The sequence below is a fragment of the bacterium SCSIO 12741 genome (genome assembly GCA_024398055.1).
In the GTDB taxonomy this organism is placed as follows: Bacteria; Bacteroidota; Bacteroidia; order Flavobacteriales_G; family Salibacteraceae; genus SCSIO-12741.
Window position 1 is genome coordinate 3,051,297 of the sequence record CP073749.1, and the last position, 19,536, is coordinate 3,070,832.

The following is a 19,536-nucleotide window of genomic DNA, read 5'->3' on the forward strand; positions in this document are numbered from 1 at the left end:
TTGTTGCTGACCATTGAAAATTCCTCAAGGCTTGTAGTAGCCATACTGAATTAACAAGCGTTTGATGCGAATCACCAGTTCGTTAGGACTAAACGGCTTCGTCATGAATTCATCGGCGCCTAATTCAAAGGCTTTGAGTACATTTTTTTCCTGACGCAGCGTAGTAAGCATGATCACCGGAATTCTCTTTTCCTTAATGTCTTTGATGTACTTAACCAACTCCAGACCTGTGATGTAAGGCATCATGATATCTGACACCACCAAATCGGGAAGAACCTCGTCCAATAAGTCCATGGCCGCTTTTCCATTCTCTGCGGTATAGGTTTCGTAACCCTCCTTTTTTAAGCGAAATTCCACTGTTTTTAACAGCATTCGCTCATCCTCTACGATCAGTATTTTTGAACTCATTGAAGGCTTTTTCCTAAAGAAAACAGGGCTTTCCGATACTAAGCGTTACCGCCTTTTACCCCCGATAATGGCCTGTTCTTCGCTAACGCGAATATACTATTTTGGGATCAACGGGGAAATGAGCCCGAGTTCTGAACATCCTATTGTAGACCGAATTATTCTCCGGTACATCGATAAATCTTGGGAATTTGCTAATCTTATATTTGTATTCAATGGAAAAGGTTTCTTTTGTGCCCACAAATTTCAGTTTGGAGAGCTGAAATCAACTGGGTTATGAAGGGGAACCGAGTTAATATGGTGCGGAAAATAATAACCATACTGGTATTCGCAGCTATCGCTATGGGCGGATACGCTCAAGAAAGCCGGGATCCGGATCAATGGATCAAGGAAATAAGGGAGACAGCTTTTGCGAATCATTTTGATAGCGCCATAACGGAATGCGACAGCCTCCTTACCGTTTACCCTGAACATTTCGACACCCGTATTCTTCTTACCCGAGTATTGGCCTGGGATGGTCAGCTGGAACGAGCCCAAAAAGAGGGTAGAAAGGTTTATGACGAACAGCCCGAAAATTATGACGTGATCCGCCTTTGGAGCACCGTACTTCGTTGGTCTGGAAAGCCGGGAAAAGCTCAGGACGTGAGTACGGATGGTTTGGTTCACTTTCCGCAAGACAAAGGCATTTGGCTCGACTACGCCATGGCCACTTACGAAAACGACGAGTACCTGGCGGCATTGGACACCGTAGGTGCCGAAATACATACCTATCCAGATTACGTTCCCGCCGTTAAATATCGGTTGCGTCTTCTTATATGGGAAGATTCACTCGACTATGCCTTGCAGCAATGTGATAGCATGCACGAACTGCAGCCCGAAGATTTGGATTACCGGGTTTTTCGATCTGATATTTACGCTCGTCAGGAAATTTACAAGCAAGCTTCAGATGAATTGGATACGGTTATTCGAACCGATTCCAACAAACTGGATGCCTGGCATTTGATGGTCAATGTGTTGTTGTGGGATCAGCAACCCGATTCGGCTTTAACCGTGGCTCAAAAGGGACTGGAACGCTTTCCTCGCGACAAAAACCTGCATACTCAATTAGCCAAGTCTTATTTGTATACGGATTCGTTCCAATTGGCCGTGGATACAGCGACTGCTATCATTGAAGAAGATTCCCTGGACTACGATGCCTGGAACATTGCTTTGAATGCCTGGTTGGCACTTGAGAATTATGATACCATAATAGATGTATCTGATTATGTGATGCATCACTTTACAGGTGATGAGGAAGTCGAGCGGATTATTGCCCTGGCCTATGCGGGCAAAAAGAAATACAATCCCGCCAAAGAGGTATTAGCCAAAGATGATGAAGAAGCTGAAAACTTAGAAGTGAGCAGCAAGGTTCTTTACGCCAAGCTTCATTATTGGAACAAGGAAAACTCAAAAGCCCTAAAACTGGTAGAGTCTTTCTTGGAGAGTCACCCGGAATCGGTGGATTTATACTTGCTTAAAACCCAACTTCATATTTCACGCTTCGAAAAAAAGAAGGCCTTTGAAAGTATTGATTCGGTGGCAGTAAGGGATACCAACAACCCTAATATTCCTGCTTTAACCGAAAAGGCTGAAAATATTTTCCTCAACAATTTAGGAGCTTACTATTCTTTCGATTATTACGATAATTCGGAGTTTCATCGTCATGCTTTGACCATTGAATACCTGCGTCGCATTCAACGCCATGTTATTCTGGGACGTCTTACTATGGCCGATCGGGCAGGAGCTACCGGATATCAATTCGAAATTGACGCTTACCCAGTTCTAACGGATTGGATGTATTTATACCTCAATGCCGGGGTGTCCAATGGAGTTCTTTTTCCAGATTTTAGGGCAGCGATAGAACCCTATGTTCGTTTACCATTGACCTTAGAGCTTTCAGCTGGACTGCGCTACATGAATTACCCGACTGAGGAAGTACTCATATACACGGGAAGTATTGGAGCCTACCCTGGAAACTTTTATTTTGCCTTCAGGCCTTTTATTAGCGTAAAGGATAGTGGTGTTTTTCAGTCGTACAACGTTAAAGCACGTTACTTCTTTCCGGAATCTAATCTGACTTATCTGGAATTGAATGCAGGAACAGGGTCCAGTCCGGATAATGCCTATTTGGATCCGGCATTTACCCAATTTGTAGAGTCCAGGTCCTATAACATCGGGCTCACTTTTCAGAAAAAATTAGGAAGACAATTTTACGGCCGGGCTTGGTTTATCTACGATCACTATCAACCCGAAGAAATTCCGAACTTTACCATATACAGTAGCAATATAGGAATCTGGTGGATGTTTTAAGCAACATATGGACCTACCTGATGGAGCAGGACTTTGCGCACCGTTTTGTTACGGTAATCATTGTGATTCTGTTCTTTTCCTCCATCGTTCTTCTATTGGGAATTTTGGTGAGCCGAACCATCAAAAACAAGAAGGAAAGGGAAAGCGACTTGTGGCACGAAAAATTTCAAGCCCTTCTCGTCAATATTCTGTTTGATGCCAAGTATGAGCCCGGCACCGATGATTACAAACGTCTCATTAAAAAATACCACGCCGATAAATTGAATGCTGTTCAGCAGAAGGCATTGATTGGTGAGATGGATGTTCTGCATAAAAACGTGGCTGGGGAAACCTCTGAAAAACTGGAAGCCTTCTACCATGACGTAGGTCTAATTCCTTATGCCGTTGAACGAGTGAAGGATGGCAAATGGTGGGAAAAAGCAGGAGCCTTTAGAGAGCTGTCCGAGTTTAAGGCAGTCAGTCAGTACGACTTGATTCTGAAATACGTTGACCACGATAACAAAACCCTTCGGGCAGAAGCTCAATATGCGGCTGTATCGCTAAAAGGGGTGAATGCCTTGCATTTTGTAGAATCGCTCAAGTATCCGATGTCTGAATGGCAGCAGCTGGTCATGCTGGAAAAATTGGCGCGTTACCTACCCGAAGAAATTCCGGACGTAAGGCACTGGTTGAGTTCTGACAATGATTCAGTCGTCATTTTCGGATTGAAAGTGATTGCCCAGTTTCAGCAGTTCAATGCCGAAAAGCAGGTGATTGAACTTTTGGTGCATAAAAATCCGAGAGTGGTAAAGCAAGATATCCAAAGCTTGGTGCGCCTTCAATTCAAATCGGCTTGCCCTTTTTTGAGAAGAATTTATTCGGATTCCCCGAAAAGCATAAAACTGCAGATCATCGATGCACTCTCAGAGTTGGGAGACTCCGGAGATCGCAGCTTCTTTAGAGAATTAGTTGAAGATCAAGATGATTTCGAAATTGGTCTTCGAGCAGGAATGGCCCTGCGAAACTTAGGAGGGAGATCCATCCTACAACAATTGGATCGGAAAGAATTAACTGAACAAAGGAGGAAGATTGTTACTCACGCTCTTGACGAAAGAATTTGACCTGGACAACTCGTTCTGGGACATCGTGGTGGAGTTGTTTTACAACATCCTCTACATCTATTCGGTATCCATCATGGTTACCTACTTGGTGTTGGCGATTATTTCTTTCATCTCCGTTCGCAAATACTTGCACAAAAACAGCTTTGTAGACTACAAGGATATTCTGAATACGGATTTTGCTCCCTCGGTAAGTATCCTTGCTCCAGCCTACAACGAGGCGGCTACCATCATCGACAATATCCGTTCGCTATTATCTATTCATTATTCCAACTATGAAGTAATCATCGTTAATGATGGGAGTAAAGACAATACCCTGGAGCTTTGTATTGAAGAATACGACCTCGTTCCGGTAGATTATGCGATTGACGATAAACTGAAGACTAAGGACGTTCGGGCGGTTTACAAATCCCGTAACAAGGTTTTTAACCAGCTGGTGGTAGTGGACAAGGTTAATGGAGGTAAATCCGACGCCTTAAATGTGGCCATCAATATTGCTTCCTACGATTATGTGACCTGTATCGACGTGGATTGTGTTTTGGAACAGGATGCCCTCTTGAAACTCATGAAACCCTTCATGGATGAGAACAAGAAGGAAGTAATTGCCACGGGTGGAGTAATTCGTATTGCCAATAGCTGTGTGATTGAAAACGGCCAGTTGGTGGAGGTGAAGGTGCCGAAAAACTTTGTTGCCCGTTCTCAAACACTGGAATACATCCGAGCTTTCCTCTTAGGGCGTATGGCTTGGTCTCTCCTCGATGGACTGATTTTGATTTCCGGAGCGCTGGGGGTCTTTAAAAAAGATATCGTTGTTGAAGTAGGTGGCTATGACAACAAAACCGTAGGGGAGGACATGGAGCTCATCGTACGTATGAGACGGCACATGATCGATACCAAACGGCAGTATACCGTAGCCTTGATTCCCGATCCTTTGTGCTGGACCGAAAGTCCTGAAACCTGGAGTCAATTGGGGCGTCAGCGTAACCGATGGACCCGTGGAACCATAGAAACCCTATGGCAGCACCGTGGCATGCTTTTCAATCCAAAGTATAAGTTGATTGGAATGCTGAGCTACCCTTTCTGGCTTTTCTTTGAATGGGCAGCCCCGCTCTTAGAGGCCATGGGACTTATGCTGTTTGCCCTACTTGCAGTAGCCGGATTGGTCAACTGGAGTTTCTTTGGTTTAATGATCCTATTGATCTTCGGATTCACGATTACCTTTTCCGTATTATCCCTGCTTATTGAAGAGATTACCTACCACAACTACAAACGAAAACGGGATATCCTTCGCTTGCTTCAGGTAGGTATGTTGGAGCCCTTGTTCTATCACTTGCACCTCGTTTATTCAGCTGTAATGGGGAATCTCGATTTCTTATTGGGAACCTCATCCTGGGGAGAAATGGCGAGGAAAGGTTTTGATGGAGATGGTAAGCCGAAACGGATTCAGGTAGTAAAAAGCATTATTACCGAAGGTCCGAAGAAGGCGGCAGTTCGTGCCTCTTATGCTACCTGGACAGCAGTTTCTATTGCTTTAATGGCCATTTTCCTTTACTACATTGTTGACTTAGACAAACTGTTGACCAAAGATGAACTGGCGATGAATCCGAAGTTGAGGAATGTATTCGTCAAAAAAGAAACCGCTACCGAAACCATCATGCGGAAGGAAAAGGAGATTCTGGCCAAGAGTATCCAACGATCTCTGGCTAAGTCTATGGCCCAAACGCAAAGAGAACAAGATGCAGATTCCGATAACTCAAATCGGGAAACAACTTCATCAAGCTCAACTCCACCCGATCAGGTGGCATCCACAAAGCCTGAAAAGCAGGAAACTACTCCGGCTAAAAAGGAAGAAGATAATACCGCTTCGGCAACTCCACCAGCTCCCAATTCCAGAGAAGCTCGTCGAGCGATTCAAGCCAAATACAGGGCTAAAAAGAAGCCAACGGATAATCGGGTATTCTATTTGGTTGCAGGAAGCTATAAAGAAGAGAAAAACGCCTTCAAACGCAGAAATGAACTTCGCCGCAAGGGATTCAAAGGAGCCCAGGTATACACCAACGGAGAAGTTTACCGGGTAACTTTCGTTAAATACTACGACGAAGAAGAAGCTCTTGAAAATCTGAAAACGCTACGAGCCGAGGAAAACGAAGGTGCGTGGATGTTACGAGGAGTTCGAGGATAGGCTGGGTTCAAATTTCAATCTTCAATCTTCAATCTTGAATCTTGAATTCTGGATTGTGAACACTTAAATTGGAGAGCGCCTCGAGATTCAAGATTAAACCTTGATTTCCGGATTTGAACATTTATTAAATTGGAGAGCACCTCAAGATTCAGGATTAAACCTTGAATTCTGGATTGCAAACCCTTAATTTGACTAGCTCCTCAAGATTCAAGATTCAAGATTGAATATTGAAGATTCTAAAGGTCATCCTCAAAATCATCCTCATACTCATCAAAGTGGAGCATCTTGTAGTAGTCATGCATGATTTTGGAAACCATGGGTCGGTAGTATCTCCAGAAGAATTTTTTGCGGTCACTTAGGTCTCGGTTGTTATAGAGGAAGAAGTCTAAGTTTTCAATTCCTCGACTATACACAGCGGTGAAGGGGATGGGATTATCCGCAAAATCTCCGGCGAAATAATAGAAGCGGTTAATAATATGGTCACCGAGCACCGCCGGGAATTCCTTGGGAATTTTGTTCGCTTTGAGTATCGAGTCCCCTCGATGGTTGGTGTGTATCTTGAAGGTAGAGACGACCAGATCATCGTACTGCAGATAAGAAATATCGAACCAGAAAGGGTAACGAATGTACTGGGGGACGTCAAAAAACTCCCGGTAATACACATCGGTATTGATGATGGGTACCTCGTGAATCAAATCGTTTTCCTTTTCCAGAATAACAATCTTATCCGATTCATGCACCATGACAATTCCAGCATCCTTGTAGGGCCAATCACCTTCATTTTGTTCCAGATAGAGTCGAATAATCCATCGGGGTAGCTCCTTGTTTTTATTCGTATCCAATGAAAAGAAATACCGTCCAATCCATCCCGACCAAAGAATACCAAATTCATCTTCAATCTTTTTCCGGATTTTATAGTTTGTGGGCGAGGCGATGGTATTGAACTCCATCATGATGAGCTTCTGCCGTTCGTGCATTCGCTCGAGCAATTGATAATCCTGTTCCGAAGTTCTACCGTAAATCAATTTCACATGATCCGATACTTCCCGGTAGTGGTACCATTCATTTGAATACACCCCGTAAGAGTCCGTATAATACATCATGTCGAGCGTATCCGCCAGGCTATCCAGCGTTTCGGGTTCCATCAATTCAAGATCTGAGATGTAGTACTGATCACTGTCAAGCGGAAAGAAACCGAGGTAGTCGCTTACTTCATAGAACTCGTTGCTGGGCTTAACGAATTTGTGGTGTTTTAGGATCCAGTTGAAACTCCGGTGCTCATTTCCTTCTTCAGTCAATACAGTTTTGTCAATAACCAGGATATTGATCGGGTACTCTGGACTGAAATACCACACTACGATACTTATCACAGGCAAGCTTGCCAAAATGAGAAAAATCAATCCTACGAGCCATTTGCGTAATTCCATGGTAGACGATCCCTTTATTCGAAATTCCTGCTGAATTTCCTAAAAAACTGGTGCTAAGTTATTTTTTCCCGATGAATGGACTTTAGAAATAGGATGAAATTCTCCTCAGTACGTTATTTTTGACCCCAGGGAGAGGAGGACATGAGAGAGTCTATTATTGATTTTTCTAAAATGGATGAATGGTTGCACGGTGACCAGGAACTCATTCACGATACGCTGGTTATCTATCAGCAGGAAATATTGTCGTACATCTACCACTTGTCGGAAGCACTTGAAAAAAAGGACTACGATCGCCTCTTTTTTATGTTGCATAAAATGACCTCTCCCATTTTACTCTTTCACATGGACGAAGCCAACAAGTGCGTTGGGCTGATAGAATCTCAAAAAAATGTGGAGGTTAAAGATGCTGTCCTGATCAAAACCAATCTGGATCGACTGGAGGAAATACTCCGACGCTCCTTAGTGGAGGTCGAAGTTTACCTCAAACAACATTCTTAAAGAATATTTAGTCTACTCTTCAAGGAGTCTTTGTAAGTACGACTTACTGGAATTCGATCTTTTTCCAGGTAAACCGTATTCTTCTCAATTTTCAAAATCTTGTCAATACGGACGATAAAGGATTTATGAATTCTCATAAAGTCATCCGAAGGCAATTTGGCTTCCATAGCCTTCATCGTTGATAGCACCGTATATTTTCCGCTTTTGGTGTGAATTCTCACATAATCGCCCAAAGCCTCGATAAAAGTGACCGATAAAAGGTCCACTTTGATCAAACGCGAGTCACTTTTGACGTAAATGATGTTTTCTTCAGCGTCATTATTCCCAAAAGCTTCATGAATTTTTTGGGCTTTCTCAGCGGCTTTCAGAAAACGCTCGTAGGAAATCGGTTTAACCAAATAGTCCGTTACATCATTTTCAAAAGCTTCAATGGCGTAATTGGTGCGGGAGGTAACTAAAATAACCTGAGGAATGTCTTTGATGGTTCTAATGAACTCAATACCCGTCATTTCTGGCATTTGAATATCCAGGAATATCAAGTCAATCTTTTTCTCGTCCAGGCCCTTTTTGAGCTCCAGTGCATTGGTGTAATACCCAACCAAATTCAGAAAATCTGTTTGGCTAATGCACTTTTCCAAAACCTTTCTGGACAGGTGTTCGTCGTCTACTACTACACAGTTCATAGTTTGCTATCGTATTTAGCCAAAAATATATTCATTTGCCCTAATTTGCATGGTAGCGAACATTCGTTTGTCGAAATTGGATGCAAAAGGTGGATATTCAGGAAAAAATTGAGCTCATAGAGCAGGTCATTTCTTCGGCCCTCGTTCCTACGGCCATTTGCAATGAACAAGGTCAGGTGCTGGGCATGAACAATGCTTTCGTGCAACTAACCGGTCGAAGTCATTCAGATTGGTCTGGGCTCAAAGTGGATTCCTGGTTCACGGTGCTCACACCGACAGAAGAATCCTTGGAACAGCTCATCCGTTTTGACACACCTTTTGAAGTTCGCCCCATCAATGAACCAATCAGCAGTACCTTTGTCGTAAGTCCGCAATACCTTTTCCCAGATCAGAAGAATCGCCTGGTATTGCTGCGTTTTCATGAATCCCGTCAAAAGCAGGGATACCTGGAAGAATTAAGAAAACTCTCCCTGTCTGCCAGCCAGAGTTTATCGAGTATTTTACTGGTGGATACGGAATTGGTCATCCTTTGGAACAACAGCCAATTTCATCGCAAATTCAACCCCGTAAACACGGAACTAATCGGCAAAACGATTTTTGACATCGTTGCTTTTAATGATCACAATAGGGGAGTATTAGATCGCGGAATAAAAACCGTAAAGGAATCCGGAAATGCGGTTCAGTTGGAGTTGGAGCCCGATTCGAACCAGGAAGAACCTTGTTGGTATTCCCTGGACATAAGTCCAGCTTATAACGATGACAAGGAGCTTATTCATTTTATCCTAATGCTTCGGGATATTTCCCAAATTAAGGAAGCTGAACATAATCTGAGCCTGCACCAACAACGATTAAAAAGAGCCCAGCAATTGGCCAAATTGGGCGAGTTTGAATTTGATGTTAAATCCCAGAAAACCTACTGGTCTGACACCTTGATTAAGTTGTTGGAGCTGGAGCCCAAGCAATTAAATAGTCTGGATGATTTTAGCAAACTACTGGAAGATGGGGAAAAATGCGTTTGGGCAGAAGCTTTGCAACGAACACTTGATAATGCAGAGCAACAACACTTTCACCTTAACTATACACTTCCCGATGGTGAGATCCTGAACTTGATGGTCAATTTAAGCCTCGAGAAAAAGGACAATCGATTGTTCTTGTTAGGAACTCTGGAAGATGTAACCGAGCTGGAAGAAGCCAAAAGTAAATTGGAGCAAGCCCTCCTCAAGGCCGAAGAAAGTGCTCGGGTAAAACAGGAATTTCTGGCCAACATGAGCCATGAAATTCGCACACCGATGAATTCCATCTTGGGATTCTCCCGATTGATGTTGCGATCTCAGCAGCTCAATCCGGAGTTTACCGAATTTGCTCAAGCCATATACGAATCTGCGGAGAAACTCCACATTGTGCTGGATGAAATATTGAATGTTGCCCGCTTGGAATCCAGTGATTTAACCTTGGATAGGCATCACATTCGATCTAATGATTTTATTGCGTCTCTGCAAAAGCTTCATGAGCGGAAAGCCAGAGAAAAGGGCTTGACCTTGGAATTGGTACTTGATTCCGATTTCCCTGAAGTGATGCTTACCGATCATGTCCGGGTTTTTCAGGTACTGTCTAACCTTTTGGACAATGCCATTAAGTTTACCGATGAGGGTAAAATCCGGATTTCGGCGAAAGCGTTGCGCAATACCCCAGAAGGATTTGTCGCCTGCTTTATTGTAAAGGATACCGGAATTGGAATTTCGAAGGAAGCCATTCAAGAAATCTTTGAATCGTTCAAACAGGCAGATAGTTCCATTTCCCGACGCTACGAAGGTGCCGGATTGGGATTGTCCATCGTTAGGCGATTGATCCGACTACTCAATGGAACCATATCGGTTAAAAGTGAGCCGTGGGAAGGTTCTGAGTTTATTTTGGAAATTCCCATGCTTCACGGTGATCCAGAACAGATTGTAGGTCCTTATGAGGATGGCGATGAAGCAGCGAAACAACTGGAAGGACTTCGGGTACTGTTGGTAGAAGACAACCGAAACAATCGCCTGTTGGCCCAGAAATTCCTCAATGATTTAGGCATGAAATCCGATGAGGCCCTCAACGGTATTCAGGCCATAGGAAAGGTACGGGAGCACAATTACGATTTCATCCTGATGGATATTCAAATGCCTGAAATGGATGGTATAGAAGCCACTAAGCTTATTCGAAAAATGCCTGGGGTAATGAGTCAGGTGCCTATTATCGCGTTAACCGCCCACGTACTCAAGGATGAAATCGATTCTTATCAAAAAGTAGGCATGAATGCCGTTATCAACAAACCCTTAAAAAAAGGAGAACTAATCGCCACTATGCTCAACCTGAAATCTGATCCGAACCAAACACCGGAGTTTGAAACTTCTACCACGGATAACTCTAACGATTCCGATTACACCACGATAAACCTTAAAGGTCTGTTAGCCATTTCGAGAGGAGATCTGGACTTTATTCAGGAAATGATCGAAGCCTATTTCGATGATATGCCGGTATACCTAAGCGAGTTTAAATCAGCCTTTCATGCGAAGGATATTTCCCTTTTAGGCAAGATGGCTCATAAAATGAAATCCCCTTTGAATATAGTAGGGATTACGGCTATTGATGGCAAGTTGGATTACCTGGAAAACCTTCCGGGTGAAGATAATCTGGATGCAGAGGTATGGACTGATCTTGAAACAACGGTTCAACAGATAGAAGAAACCATAACCAAAGGTTCAGAGGAACTTGAGGATTACCGGGAAAATACGTTGAATTCGAATTAACGCTGAAGGTCAACAGAGCCTTTCAACTTCTTTTGGTTTCCAGCCAGGTCGGTGTAGAAAATGTGGTAGGTGTAAGAGGATGATGGTGCAGGGTAACCGTTGTACTCACCATCCCAATATTCGTCTGAATTACGCAACTCAATCACCTTTTCTCCGTGGTTGTTGTAAATGATACAAACAAACTCAGCCACATTTTGAGAAACAATTTCGAAGGTTTCGTTCAGTCCGTCGTAGTTCGGTGTAAACGTAGTTGGAATAAAAAACTTGGCTTCTTCAAAAGTAGTGATAGGCTCACCGATAGCTGTATCGCGGCAACCCAATTCACCAGCAACGATTAGTTGCACAGGATATTCACCTGCTTCACGAAAGGAGATACTTGGACTTTCTTCCACAGATTCCTGCATGCCAAAATCCCAATTGAATTCAAAAGCGTTGTTGCTCGTATTGGTAAATTGAACCGTTAACGGAGCAGCTCCACGCAAAGGGTCTGCCACAAAAGAAGCTTGAACATCTTCCCGCTTCAAAGTAATGCTGCTCGTCATAGAGCGACCATTTCTGACGTAGGAAAGGTAGTAAGTCGTCGTTTGGGCTGGAACAACAGTCGGGTTTGGACTGGAAGGATCAGAAAGACCTTCAGTGGGCGACCATTGAAATTTTTCGTTGGGCAAAAGATGGGTAGCGGAGAGTTGAATGGCTTTACCGTTGCACGATAAAGTTTGGTCTGCCTGGATGACAACAGGTTGTTGAACTTGCTCTTGAACCGCTTGGACCTCACCGTTTTGCAGCTGTGCAAAGGTGCTTGTGGATAAACCAAGCCCAAGAGTTAGAAACAGAAAAGACAGACTTCTTCGCATAATATCCCGCTAAATTAAGGCTTTCTTCAGCGCTAACCAAGGCTCAGACCGCCCATTCTGACTCCGATCGACTAATAAAGGGTGCCGTTTTATAAAACAGGTTTTGGGATTTGTGAAAAATTGAGCCCATGGGGGGATTGACAAGAGCTTCGGAAATAGGTACTTTTGCATTCTGAAATCTTCGAGAATATGGAGCAGGTAAAACAATACACCCCCAAGAATAAGGTACGCGTAGTAACGGCAGCATCGCTGTTTGATGGTCACGACGCGGCGATCAATATTATGCGCAGAATCATCCAGTCTACTGGAGTGGAAGTGATTCACCTGGGGCATGATAGAAGTGTGGAAGAAGTGGTTAATTGCGCCATCCAAGAAGATGCAAACGCCATTGCCATGACCTCTTACCAGGGAGGACATATGGAGTATTTTAAGTACATGTACGACCTGCTGAAAGAGAAGGGAGCCGAACACATCCGCATTTTTGGTGGAGGTGGAGGAGTTATTCTTCCTGAAGAAATCAAAGAATTGCAGGATTATGGAATTACCCGTATCTATTCTCCTGATGATGGCCGTGAACTCGGTCTTCAGGGAATGATCAATGACTTGGTTCAAAGAAGTGATTTTCCTATTGGAGATCATTTGAATGGCGAAATAAACAAGCTGGAAGAACAGCAAGTGGGATCGATTTCCAGATTGATTAGTGCGGCCGAAAACTTTCCGGAGAAGTCGAAAGACATGCTGGATAAAGTTCACCAAATGGCTGGCCAACGTAATATTCCAGTTCTGGGTATTACGGGCACGGGAGGTTCTGGAAAATCCTCTTTGGTGGATGAATTGGTACGCCGATTCTTACTCGATTTTAAAGACAAAAACATTGCTGTAGTTTCCGTGGATCCCTCTAAGCGTAAAACAGGAGGAGCTTTATTGGGAGACCGGATTCGCATGAATTCCATCCGCAACAATCGGGTGTACATGCGTTCTTTGGCTACTCGCCAATCTAACCTGGCTCTTTCTAAACACGTAAGCGAAGCTCTACAAATTTTGAAAGCGGCTAACTACGACCTTATCATTTTGGAAACCTCTGGTATCGGTCAGTCCGATACGGAGATTTTGGATCATTCTGACGTTTCCTTGTATGTAATGACTCCTGAATATGGAGCAGCTACTCAGCTGGAAAAAATCGACATGCTCGATTTTGCTGACATCATTGCTTTGAACAAATTTGACAAGCGTGGCGCCTTGGATGCATTACGCGATGTGAAAAAGCAATACCAGCGTAACCACAATTTGTGGGATCAGTCTATTGATGATATGCCGGTATTTGGATCGATTGCATCTCAGTTCAACGATCCGGGAACGAACACCTTGTACAAAGCCATTATTGATAAGGTGGCTGAGAAAACCGGAGCTGATCTAAAAAGTGAGTTTGCGATCTCTTCGGAAATGTCGGAAAAGATTTACATCATTCCACCGAACCGAACTCGCTACCTATCTGAGATTTCGGAAAACAATAGAAACTACGACGATTGGGCTTCTCTTCAGAGCGAAATTGCTGGAAAACTGTATGCCCTTGATCAAAGTATAAAGACCTTGGGAGCCACCGATATCGAGGACAAGGATCGATTGGTAAAAGGACTTCAGGAAACTTATGAAAAGGTATTGTTGGATCTGGATCCAAGAAACAAGAAGCTTTTGGAAGAGTGGGGCGACAAAGTAACCCGCTACAAGGAGCCTGTATTTAAATTTAAGGTGAGAGATCGTGAAATTGCTATTCAGACGCACTCTGAATCCCTTTCGCATACTCAAATTCCTAAGGTTGCCCTTCCTTCCTACAAAGGTTGGCAGGATGTGTTGAAATGGAGTCTTCAGGAAAATGTTCCCGGGGAATTTCCTTACACGGCAGGTCTATTCCCATTCAAGAGGGAAGGGGAGGATCCAACCCGAATGTTTGCGGGAGAAGGTGGTCCAGAACGTACCAATAAGCGTTTCCATTACGTGAGTTTGGCTATGCCTGCCAAGCGTTTGTCTACCGCATTTGACTCGGTAACCCTATATGGAAATGACCCGGATTATCGTCCGGATATCTACGGAAAGATTGGTAATGCCGGTGTATCCATCTGCTGCCTCGACGATGCTAAAAAGCTTTACTCTGGTTTTGATCTGGCAGATCCGAAAACTTCGGTTTCCATGACCATTAATGGTCCTGCAGCCATGTTGCTCGGCTTCTTTATGAATGCAGCCATTGATCAACAATGTGAGAAATACATCAAGGCCAATGGTTTGGAAAAAGAAGTACAAACCAAGCTGAAAAAGATTTTTGCTGACAAAGGTGTTGAGCAGCCCAAATACCAAGGCGACCTTCCTGAAGGAAACGACGGATTGGGACTCATGCTTTTAGGAACCACCGGTGATAAAGTGTTGCCAGCAGATGTTTATGCTGAGATCAAGAAAGACACCCTATCTAAAGTAAGGGGTACGGTTCAGGCTGATATTCTTAAGGAGGATCAAGCACAAAATACCTGTATTTTCTCTACTGAATTCGCCCTTCGATTGATGGGAGATGTTCAGGAATACTTCATTGATCACAACGTAAGAAACTTCTACTCGGTATCGATTTCAGGATACCACATCGCAGAAGCCGGGGCTAATCCAATTACTCAGTTGGCGCTTACACTGGCCAATGGATTTACCTACGTTGAATACTACTTGAGTCGCGGAATGGACATCAACAAGTTTGGTCCAAACCTGTCTTTCTTCTTTAGTAACGGTATTGACCCTGAATATGCGGTGATCGGTCGTGTAGCTCGAAGAATTTGGGCCAAGGCAATGAAATTGAAGTACGGAGCAGGACCAAGAGCTCAAATGCTGAAGTACCACATTCAAACTTCAGGAAGATCTTTGCACGCTCAAGAGATTGACTTCAACGATATCCGAACTACGCTTCAGGCATTATATGCGATTTACGATAACTGTAACTCCTTGCACACCAATGCCTACGATGAAGCCATTACTACACCGACAGAAGAATCGGTACGTCGTGCCATGGCGATTCAGTTGATTATCAACAAAGAGCTCGGATTAGCTAAGAATGAAAACCCGATTCAAGGAGCCTTCATTATCGAAGAGTTGACCGATTTGGTGGAAGAAGCGGTATTGACCGAGTTTGACCGAATTACAGAAAGAGGTGGCGTATTGGGTGCAATGGAAACTATGTATCAGCGTTCCAAAATTCAAGAAGAATCTTTGTACTACGAAACCTTGAAGCATAATGGAGATTTCCCAATTATTGGGGTAAACACTTTCTTGAGCTCTAAAGGATCACCTACTGTTGTTCCGCAAGAAGTTATTCGGGCGACTACTGAGGAGAAGGAATACCAAATCACGATGCTGGAAGGTCTGCACAAGCGAAACGAAGCCGAAGGAAAAGAATACCTGGGGCAAATTCAGCAAGCGGCCATTAAGAATGAGAACATCTTTGAAGTTCTGATGGATGCAGCCAAGTATTGCTCTTTGGGACAGATTACAAGCTCTTTGTTTGAAGTAGGCGGTCAGTATCGCCGAAACATGTAAAAGGCGATTTAGCTCTTCTTAATCGGGTTTCGAATCCACTTAACCAGCAGTCCGAAGGCTATGATGGTTAACACCGCAGCCAGGAAATAGGGAATGGGTAGGCGATCGGGTTGATTGTTGTACCAGAAGTAGCCCTGCTGTGAGCCTGCGATAATTCCTGATTCCAAAGCAATGAACATGGTGGCCATGGCTTTACCTCGGTTTTGATCGTTGGCCAAATCAATGGTCCAGGCAAAAATCGTAGGTGAGTTGATACCTGCTGAAACACCATAAATGAAGGCACCTATATAGAACTGGTTAACCGTGGTACTTAATCCGGTGACAATAATTCCAATGGTTAGAATAGAAGTTCCAATAAGTAGCACCTTTTTTCGCCCCCAACGGTCTGACCACTTACCAGAGAATAGTCGACTTATGATAGAAGCAAAAAGAGTGATGCCTAAGTACATGCCTCGGTTTTCAATGCCTAAGTGATCGCAGAAATCAGAAGTGGTGGTAAGTACTACACCAAAGGCGAAAATGAGCAGGAACATGATAATGGATGGTCGCAATGCGGAAAGGTCGATCAAGTTTTCGAAGCGTATGCCCCTCAAACTTTCCATGGCCGTTTTGGTCTTAGGTAGAGACTCTTTCATTCCTGCTAATACCAGAATGGATAGCATGGCGACCCCAGAGGAAGCATAGAAAACCGCATCCAGCGAAACGGCTTTGGAAAGCCAACCTCCAATGAGAGGTCCTCCAGCCATTCCAATACCACCGGCAACTCCCAAAATTCCCATGGCTTCGCCACGTTTGTTGGCCGGAACAATGTCGCCTAAATAGGCTGAGGTGCCCGTTGGCTTAAAACCGGTTGAAAATCCGTGAAAAAATCGAAGAATCAGAAAGCCCCAAACCGTGGTTGCCCAGGGATAAAGAATTCCAAGAATGACACACACCAAGGGGCCAATAATCATAACCGGAATTCGCCCCATTTGATCGGCCAACTGACCACTAAACGGCCGGGCCAAAAGAGCCGCAAAGGCAAATAGGTAAATAATAGCTCCTTTATATCCTCCTCCGCCCAGTGTTTCAATGAAAGCGTTGAGCTCGGGTACAATCATGTTGAAACTGGCCATGAAGAGTACAGAACTTGCACAAAGAAGCCAGAATTGAAGGGTGTAGAAAGACTGATTTTGTTCCATTGGAAATGCCTTGCAAAAGAAGGTAAAATTTGGCCTGAGATTTGGGTTATTCGGAAGAAATTGTTGGTTTCTGGAGAGGTCTGTTGTCATTCCGTAGACCAACTGGTTTATTTTTGGCGTCCATGCGTATTCTGATTAGTAGTTTCTTTTTGTTAGCGCCCCTTTTAATGTGGGCAGGTAAACTTGATAAGGGCTTTGAGGCCCTCCGGGTTTTCAATTATTTCGAGGCTAAGAGTCAGTTTGAATCTGCCCTCGAAAAAGAACCTGTTGGCGCCTCATTTGGATTAAGTCAGATCTATTCTCGGGACGATAATCCATTCTACCAACCTGATTCTGCCCTTAAGTACATCTTAAACGCAGATACGTTGTTTCAAAAGATGGAAGAAAAGGAAAAAACGGTTCTTTTTCAATACGGCATCGATTCGGCTGAAATCGCTGAGCAGAAACAGCGCATCATTTCCTGGTTTTACCTAAAGGTGAAGGAAACAGGTCAATCGGATAGCTTGAATCAGTTTATGCAAGATTACCCCTGGTTTTCCGGAATGAAGGAAGTGGAAACTCTGCGCGATTCGTTGGCTTTTGATGAAGCGGAAGAGGCCGACAACTGGCAAGCCTACCAAGCCTTTTTTATGCGCTATCCGTATGCAACCCAGGTAGTGGAAGCTCGTAACCGCTATGACCGTTTGTTCTATGAGGATCATACGGAAGAAGGAAGTTTAGCAGTTTACCTGAAGTTTATCCAGGACTACCGCATGAGTCCTTTTTTGGGTGAAGCCGAAGATCAGATTTACCGCCTGACGACCGAGGATGAAACCGTAAACGCCTACCACAACTTTATCCTGTCTTACCCGGAAAATCGAAATGTGAATCATGCCTGGATGGCGATTTATCGGTTAAGTGTAAAAAGAAATGATCCCAAAGAAATTGCAGAATTCATCCTGGACTATCCCGATTATCCCTACCGCAACGATGCCCTGATGGATTACAATTTGTCGAACACTCCTTTCTTCCCGGTTGAAAAATTAGGTAAATGGGGCTTCGTGGACGACAAAGGCAAGTTGGTAATCGACTACCAATACGATTTTGTAGATGCTTTTTACGAAGGAGCAGCCCAGGTGGGTATGGGAGAAAAGGTGGGCTTCATCAATAAAAAGGGGCAGGCCGTACTTCCGACCCAATATGATGATGCAGGAGAATACCATGAAGGTTTTGTTTGGGTTGAAAAAAATGGATCTTATGGTTTGGCCGATCACCTTGGAAATGAAGTATTACCCCTAAACTATGAGGACGTTGGAACCTTTTACGATCAGCGGGTTTACGTGCAGAAAGAAGGACTTTATGGTTTTTACGATGATTCCTTACGTATAGCCATTCCACATCAATTCAAATATGTCACCCATTTTGAAAATGAACGAGCTATGGTTCAACTGAATGAACTGTATGGAGTTGTGGATCAGGAAGGGAAATGGATAATATCAGCTGAGTTTGACTGGCTCGAACTTCAGGTTGAAAAGTCGGTTATCAAGGTCAAGAAAGACAATTTGTTTGGATTATTCTCCTGGTCTGGTGATACCTTAATTGCTCCCAAGTATGAGCGGTTAGGTGCAGAGAGTGAGGGCCGCATATTATTTGTTGAGGAAGGGAAATATGGTTACCTGGATTCCTTGGGTCATCCCATTATTCCGGCCAAGTATAACGACCGCCCTGGTGTAGATAATTACGCTCAGTTTGAAAATGGAGCTGCGAAGTATTATTCGGTCAAAAAGAAATATGGACTAATCGACACGGTGGGTGAGAAAGTGTACCCAGCAATTTTCGAGGATGTTGGTCGCTATTCCGGACTTCAAAATGAATTGACGGCGGTTAAACGGTACGGCAAATGGGGATATGCAAATCGTGATGTAAAATTGGTAATCAAATACATCTACGAGTATGCCGGCCCTTTTGAATTCGGATTAGCCCGGGTTCAAAAAGATGGTAAGCAAGGGATGATTAACCCCGACGGAGCTCCCGTAATACCTATCCAATACGACAAGATCAAAGAACTCGATCATGGAATTCTTTGGGTACAATTGGACGGCAAATGGGGAGTCATTGACCGGAATAACAATTCGATCTTGCCCACACTATTCGATCGCATTTCGGACTGGAACGAAGAAACCTGGGTACTTGAACAAGGAGACAAAAGAGCCTACTTCGACCGGAAAAACCGGAAGTTCATTTACCAGGATTCAGGAATGCAAATTTCAACGGATTAATCCCAAGGATTTTCCTCGGAATGACCATATGAAGAACTTGTATCAAACCGATTGATCTTATTCCCATTGGTAAAGAACCAACCAAAATTTGCATTGAACCAGTTTTCAAAACGCTCGAACCGAACGGTAAAAAACCGAATCCAGGGATGATTTATAATTCTATCGTGTATCATATTCATAAGGCGCTGTATATATAGACGGGTTATTTCCCTTTAGGTAGGCCCTTGACATCCAAAAAGTTGTTAA

At 43.7% G+C, this 19,536-nt stretch carries 12 protein-coding genes; 7 read left to right on the forward strand and 5 right to left on the reverse strand.

The window, feature by feature from the left end; genetic code table 11:
- Positions 1–24: 24 nt before the first annotated feature.
- Positions 25–408, reverse strand: coding sequence for a response regulator transcription factor (locus KFE98_13005; protein UTW60940.1), 384 nt, complete (start codon positions 406–408; stop codon positions 25–27).
- A gap of 273 nt (positions 409–681) precedes the next feature.
- Here KFE98_13005 and KFE98_13010 point away from each other — a divergent pair, with 273 nt between their 5' ends.
- The 3 genes from KFE98_13010 to KFE98_13020 are packed head-to-tail and all read left to right on the forward strand — an operon-like array spanning position 682 to position 6,033.
- On the forward strand, positions 682–2,754 hold the full coding sequence (locus KFE98_13010; protein UTW60941.1) for a YaiO family outer membrane beta-barrel protein: 2,073 nt from the start codon (positions 682–684) through the stop codon (positions 2,752–2,754).
- The gene (locus tag KFE98_13015; protein ID UTW60942.1) at positions 2,742–3,854 is read left to right on the forward strand and encodes a HEAT repeat domain-containing protein; all 1,113 of its coding nucleotides are present in this window, start codon (positions 2,742–2,744) and stop codon (positions 3,852–3,854) included. Before KFE98_13010 ends, KFE98_13015 begins: the two co-directional genes overlap by 13 nt.
- Positions 3,838–6,033 carry a glycosyltransferase gene (locus KFE98_13020; protein ID UTW60943.1) on the forward strand — a complete coding sequence of 732 codons (2,196 nt, stop codon included), beginning with the start codon at positions 3,838–3,840 and terminating at the stop codon, positions 6,031–6,033. The genes KFE98_13015 and KFE98_13020 overlap by 17 nt, the downstream gene beginning before the upstream one ends.
- 236 nt (positions 6,034–6,269) lie before the next feature.
- On the opposite strand, the gene KFE98_13025 is transcribed toward KFE98_13020, so the two are convergent.
- Complete coding sequence (locus tag KFE98_13025) at positions 6,270–7,460, reverse strand: hypothetical protein (GenBank protein UTW60944.1); 1,191 nt, start codon at positions 7,458–7,460, stop codon at positions 6,270–6,272.
- 171 nt (positions 7,461–7,631) lie between these two features.
- On the opposite strand from KFE98_13025, the gene KFE98_13030 reads away from it, so the two are divergent.
- Positions 7,632–7,958 (forward strand): hypothetical protein, encoded by a 327-nt coding sequence (locus tag KFE98_13030; GenBank protein ID UTW60945.1) that lies wholly within the window; start codon positions 7,632–7,634, stop codon positions 7,956–7,958.
- On the opposite strand, the gene KFE98_13035 is transcribed toward KFE98_13030, so the two are convergent.
- Positions 7,955–8,641 carry a response regulator transcription factor gene (locus KFE98_13035; GenBank protein ID UTW60946.1) on the reverse strand — a complete coding sequence of 229 codons (687 nt, stop codon included), beginning with the start codon at positions 8,639–8,641 and terminating at the stop codon, positions 7,955–7,957. The genes KFE98_13030 and KFE98_13035 overlap by 4 nt on opposite strands.
- A gap of 80 nt (positions 8,642–8,721) precedes the next feature.
- On the opposite strand from KFE98_13035, the gene KFE98_13040 reads away from it, so the two are divergent.
- Positions 8,722–11,427 (forward strand): response regulator, encoded by a 2,706-nt coding sequence (locus KFE98_13040; GenBank protein UTW60947.1) that lies wholly within the window; start codon positions 8,722–8,724, stop codon positions 11,425–11,427.
- Here the strand turns inward: KFE98_13040 and KFE98_13045 are convergent.
- Positions 11,424–12,281, reverse strand: a complete 858-nt coding sequence (locus KFE98_13045; protein UTW60948.1) for a gliding motility-associated C-terminal domain-containing protein — start codon at positions 12,279–12,281, stop codon at positions 11,424–11,426. The two genes, KFE98_13040 and KFE98_13045, sit on opposite strands and share 4 nt — an antisense overlap.
- Positions 12,282–12,470: 189 nt before the next feature.
- Between KFE98_13045 and KFE98_13050 the strand changes: the two genes are divergently transcribed.
- Complete coding sequence (locus KFE98_13050) at positions 12,471–15,851, forward strand: methylmalonyl-CoA mutase family protein (protein UTW60949.1); 3,381 nt, start codon at positions 12,471–12,473, stop codon at positions 15,849–15,851.
- 8 nt (positions 15,852–15,859) lie between these two features.
- Here the strand turns inward: KFE98_13050 and KFE98_13055 are convergent, their stop codons facing one another.
- On the reverse strand, positions 15,860–17,032 hold the full coding sequence (locus KFE98_13055) for an MFS transporter (GenBank protein UTW64705.1): 1,173 nt from the start codon (positions 17,030–17,032) through the stop codon (positions 15,860–15,862).
- 122 nt (positions 17,033–17,154) lie between these two features.
- On the opposite strand from KFE98_13055, the gene KFE98_13060 reads away from it, so the two are divergent.
- A complete protein-coding gene (locus KFE98_13060) occupies positions 17,155–19,290 on the forward strand; it encodes a WG repeat-containing protein (GenBank protein ID UTW60950.1) in 2,136 nt (711 codons plus the stop codon).
- Positions 19,291–19,536: the final 246 nt, after the last annotated feature.

Bases quoted from the DNA above. Each gene is read 5' to 3' on its own strand.
- KFE98_13045 (UTW60948.1), bottom strand. From the start codon at position 12,281: ATGCGAAGAAGTCTGTCTTTTCTGTTTCTAACTCTTGGGCTTGGTTTA.
- KFE98_13055 (UTW64705.1), bottom strand. From the start codon at position 17,032: ATGGAACAAAATCAGTCTTTCTACACCCTTCAATTCTGGCTTCTTTGT.
- KFE98_13035 (UTW60946.1), bottom strand. From the start codon at position 8,641: ATGAACTGTGTAGTAGTAGACGACGAACACCTGTCCAGAAAGGTTTTG.
- KFE98_13025 (UTW60944.1), bottom strand. From the start codon at position 7,460: ATGGAATTACGCAAATGGCTCGTAGGATTGATTTTTCTCATTTTGGCA.
- KFE98_13050 (UTW60949.1), top strand. From the start codon at position 12,471: ATGGAGCAGGTAAAACAATACACCCCCAAGAATAAGGTACGCGTAGTA.
- KFE98_13005 (UTW60940.1), bottom strand. From the start codon at position 408: ATGAGTTCAAAAATACTGATCGTAGAGGATGAGCGAATGCTGTTAAAA.
- KFE98_13040 (UTW60947.1), top strand. From the start codon at position 8,722: ATGCAAAAGGTGGATATTCAGGAAAAAATTGAGCTCATAGAGCAGGTC.
- KFE98_13010 (UTW60941.1), top strand. From the start codon at position 682: ATGAAGGGGAACCGAGTTAATATGGTGCGGAAAATAATAACCATACTG.
- KFE98_13060 (UTW60950.1), top strand. From the start codon at position 17,155: ATGCGTATTCTGATTAGTAGTTTCTTTTTGTTAGCGCCCCTTTTAATG.
- KFE98_13030 (UTW60945.1), top strand. From the start codon at position 7,632: ATGGATGAATGGTTGCACGGTGACCAGGAACTCATTCACGATACGCTG.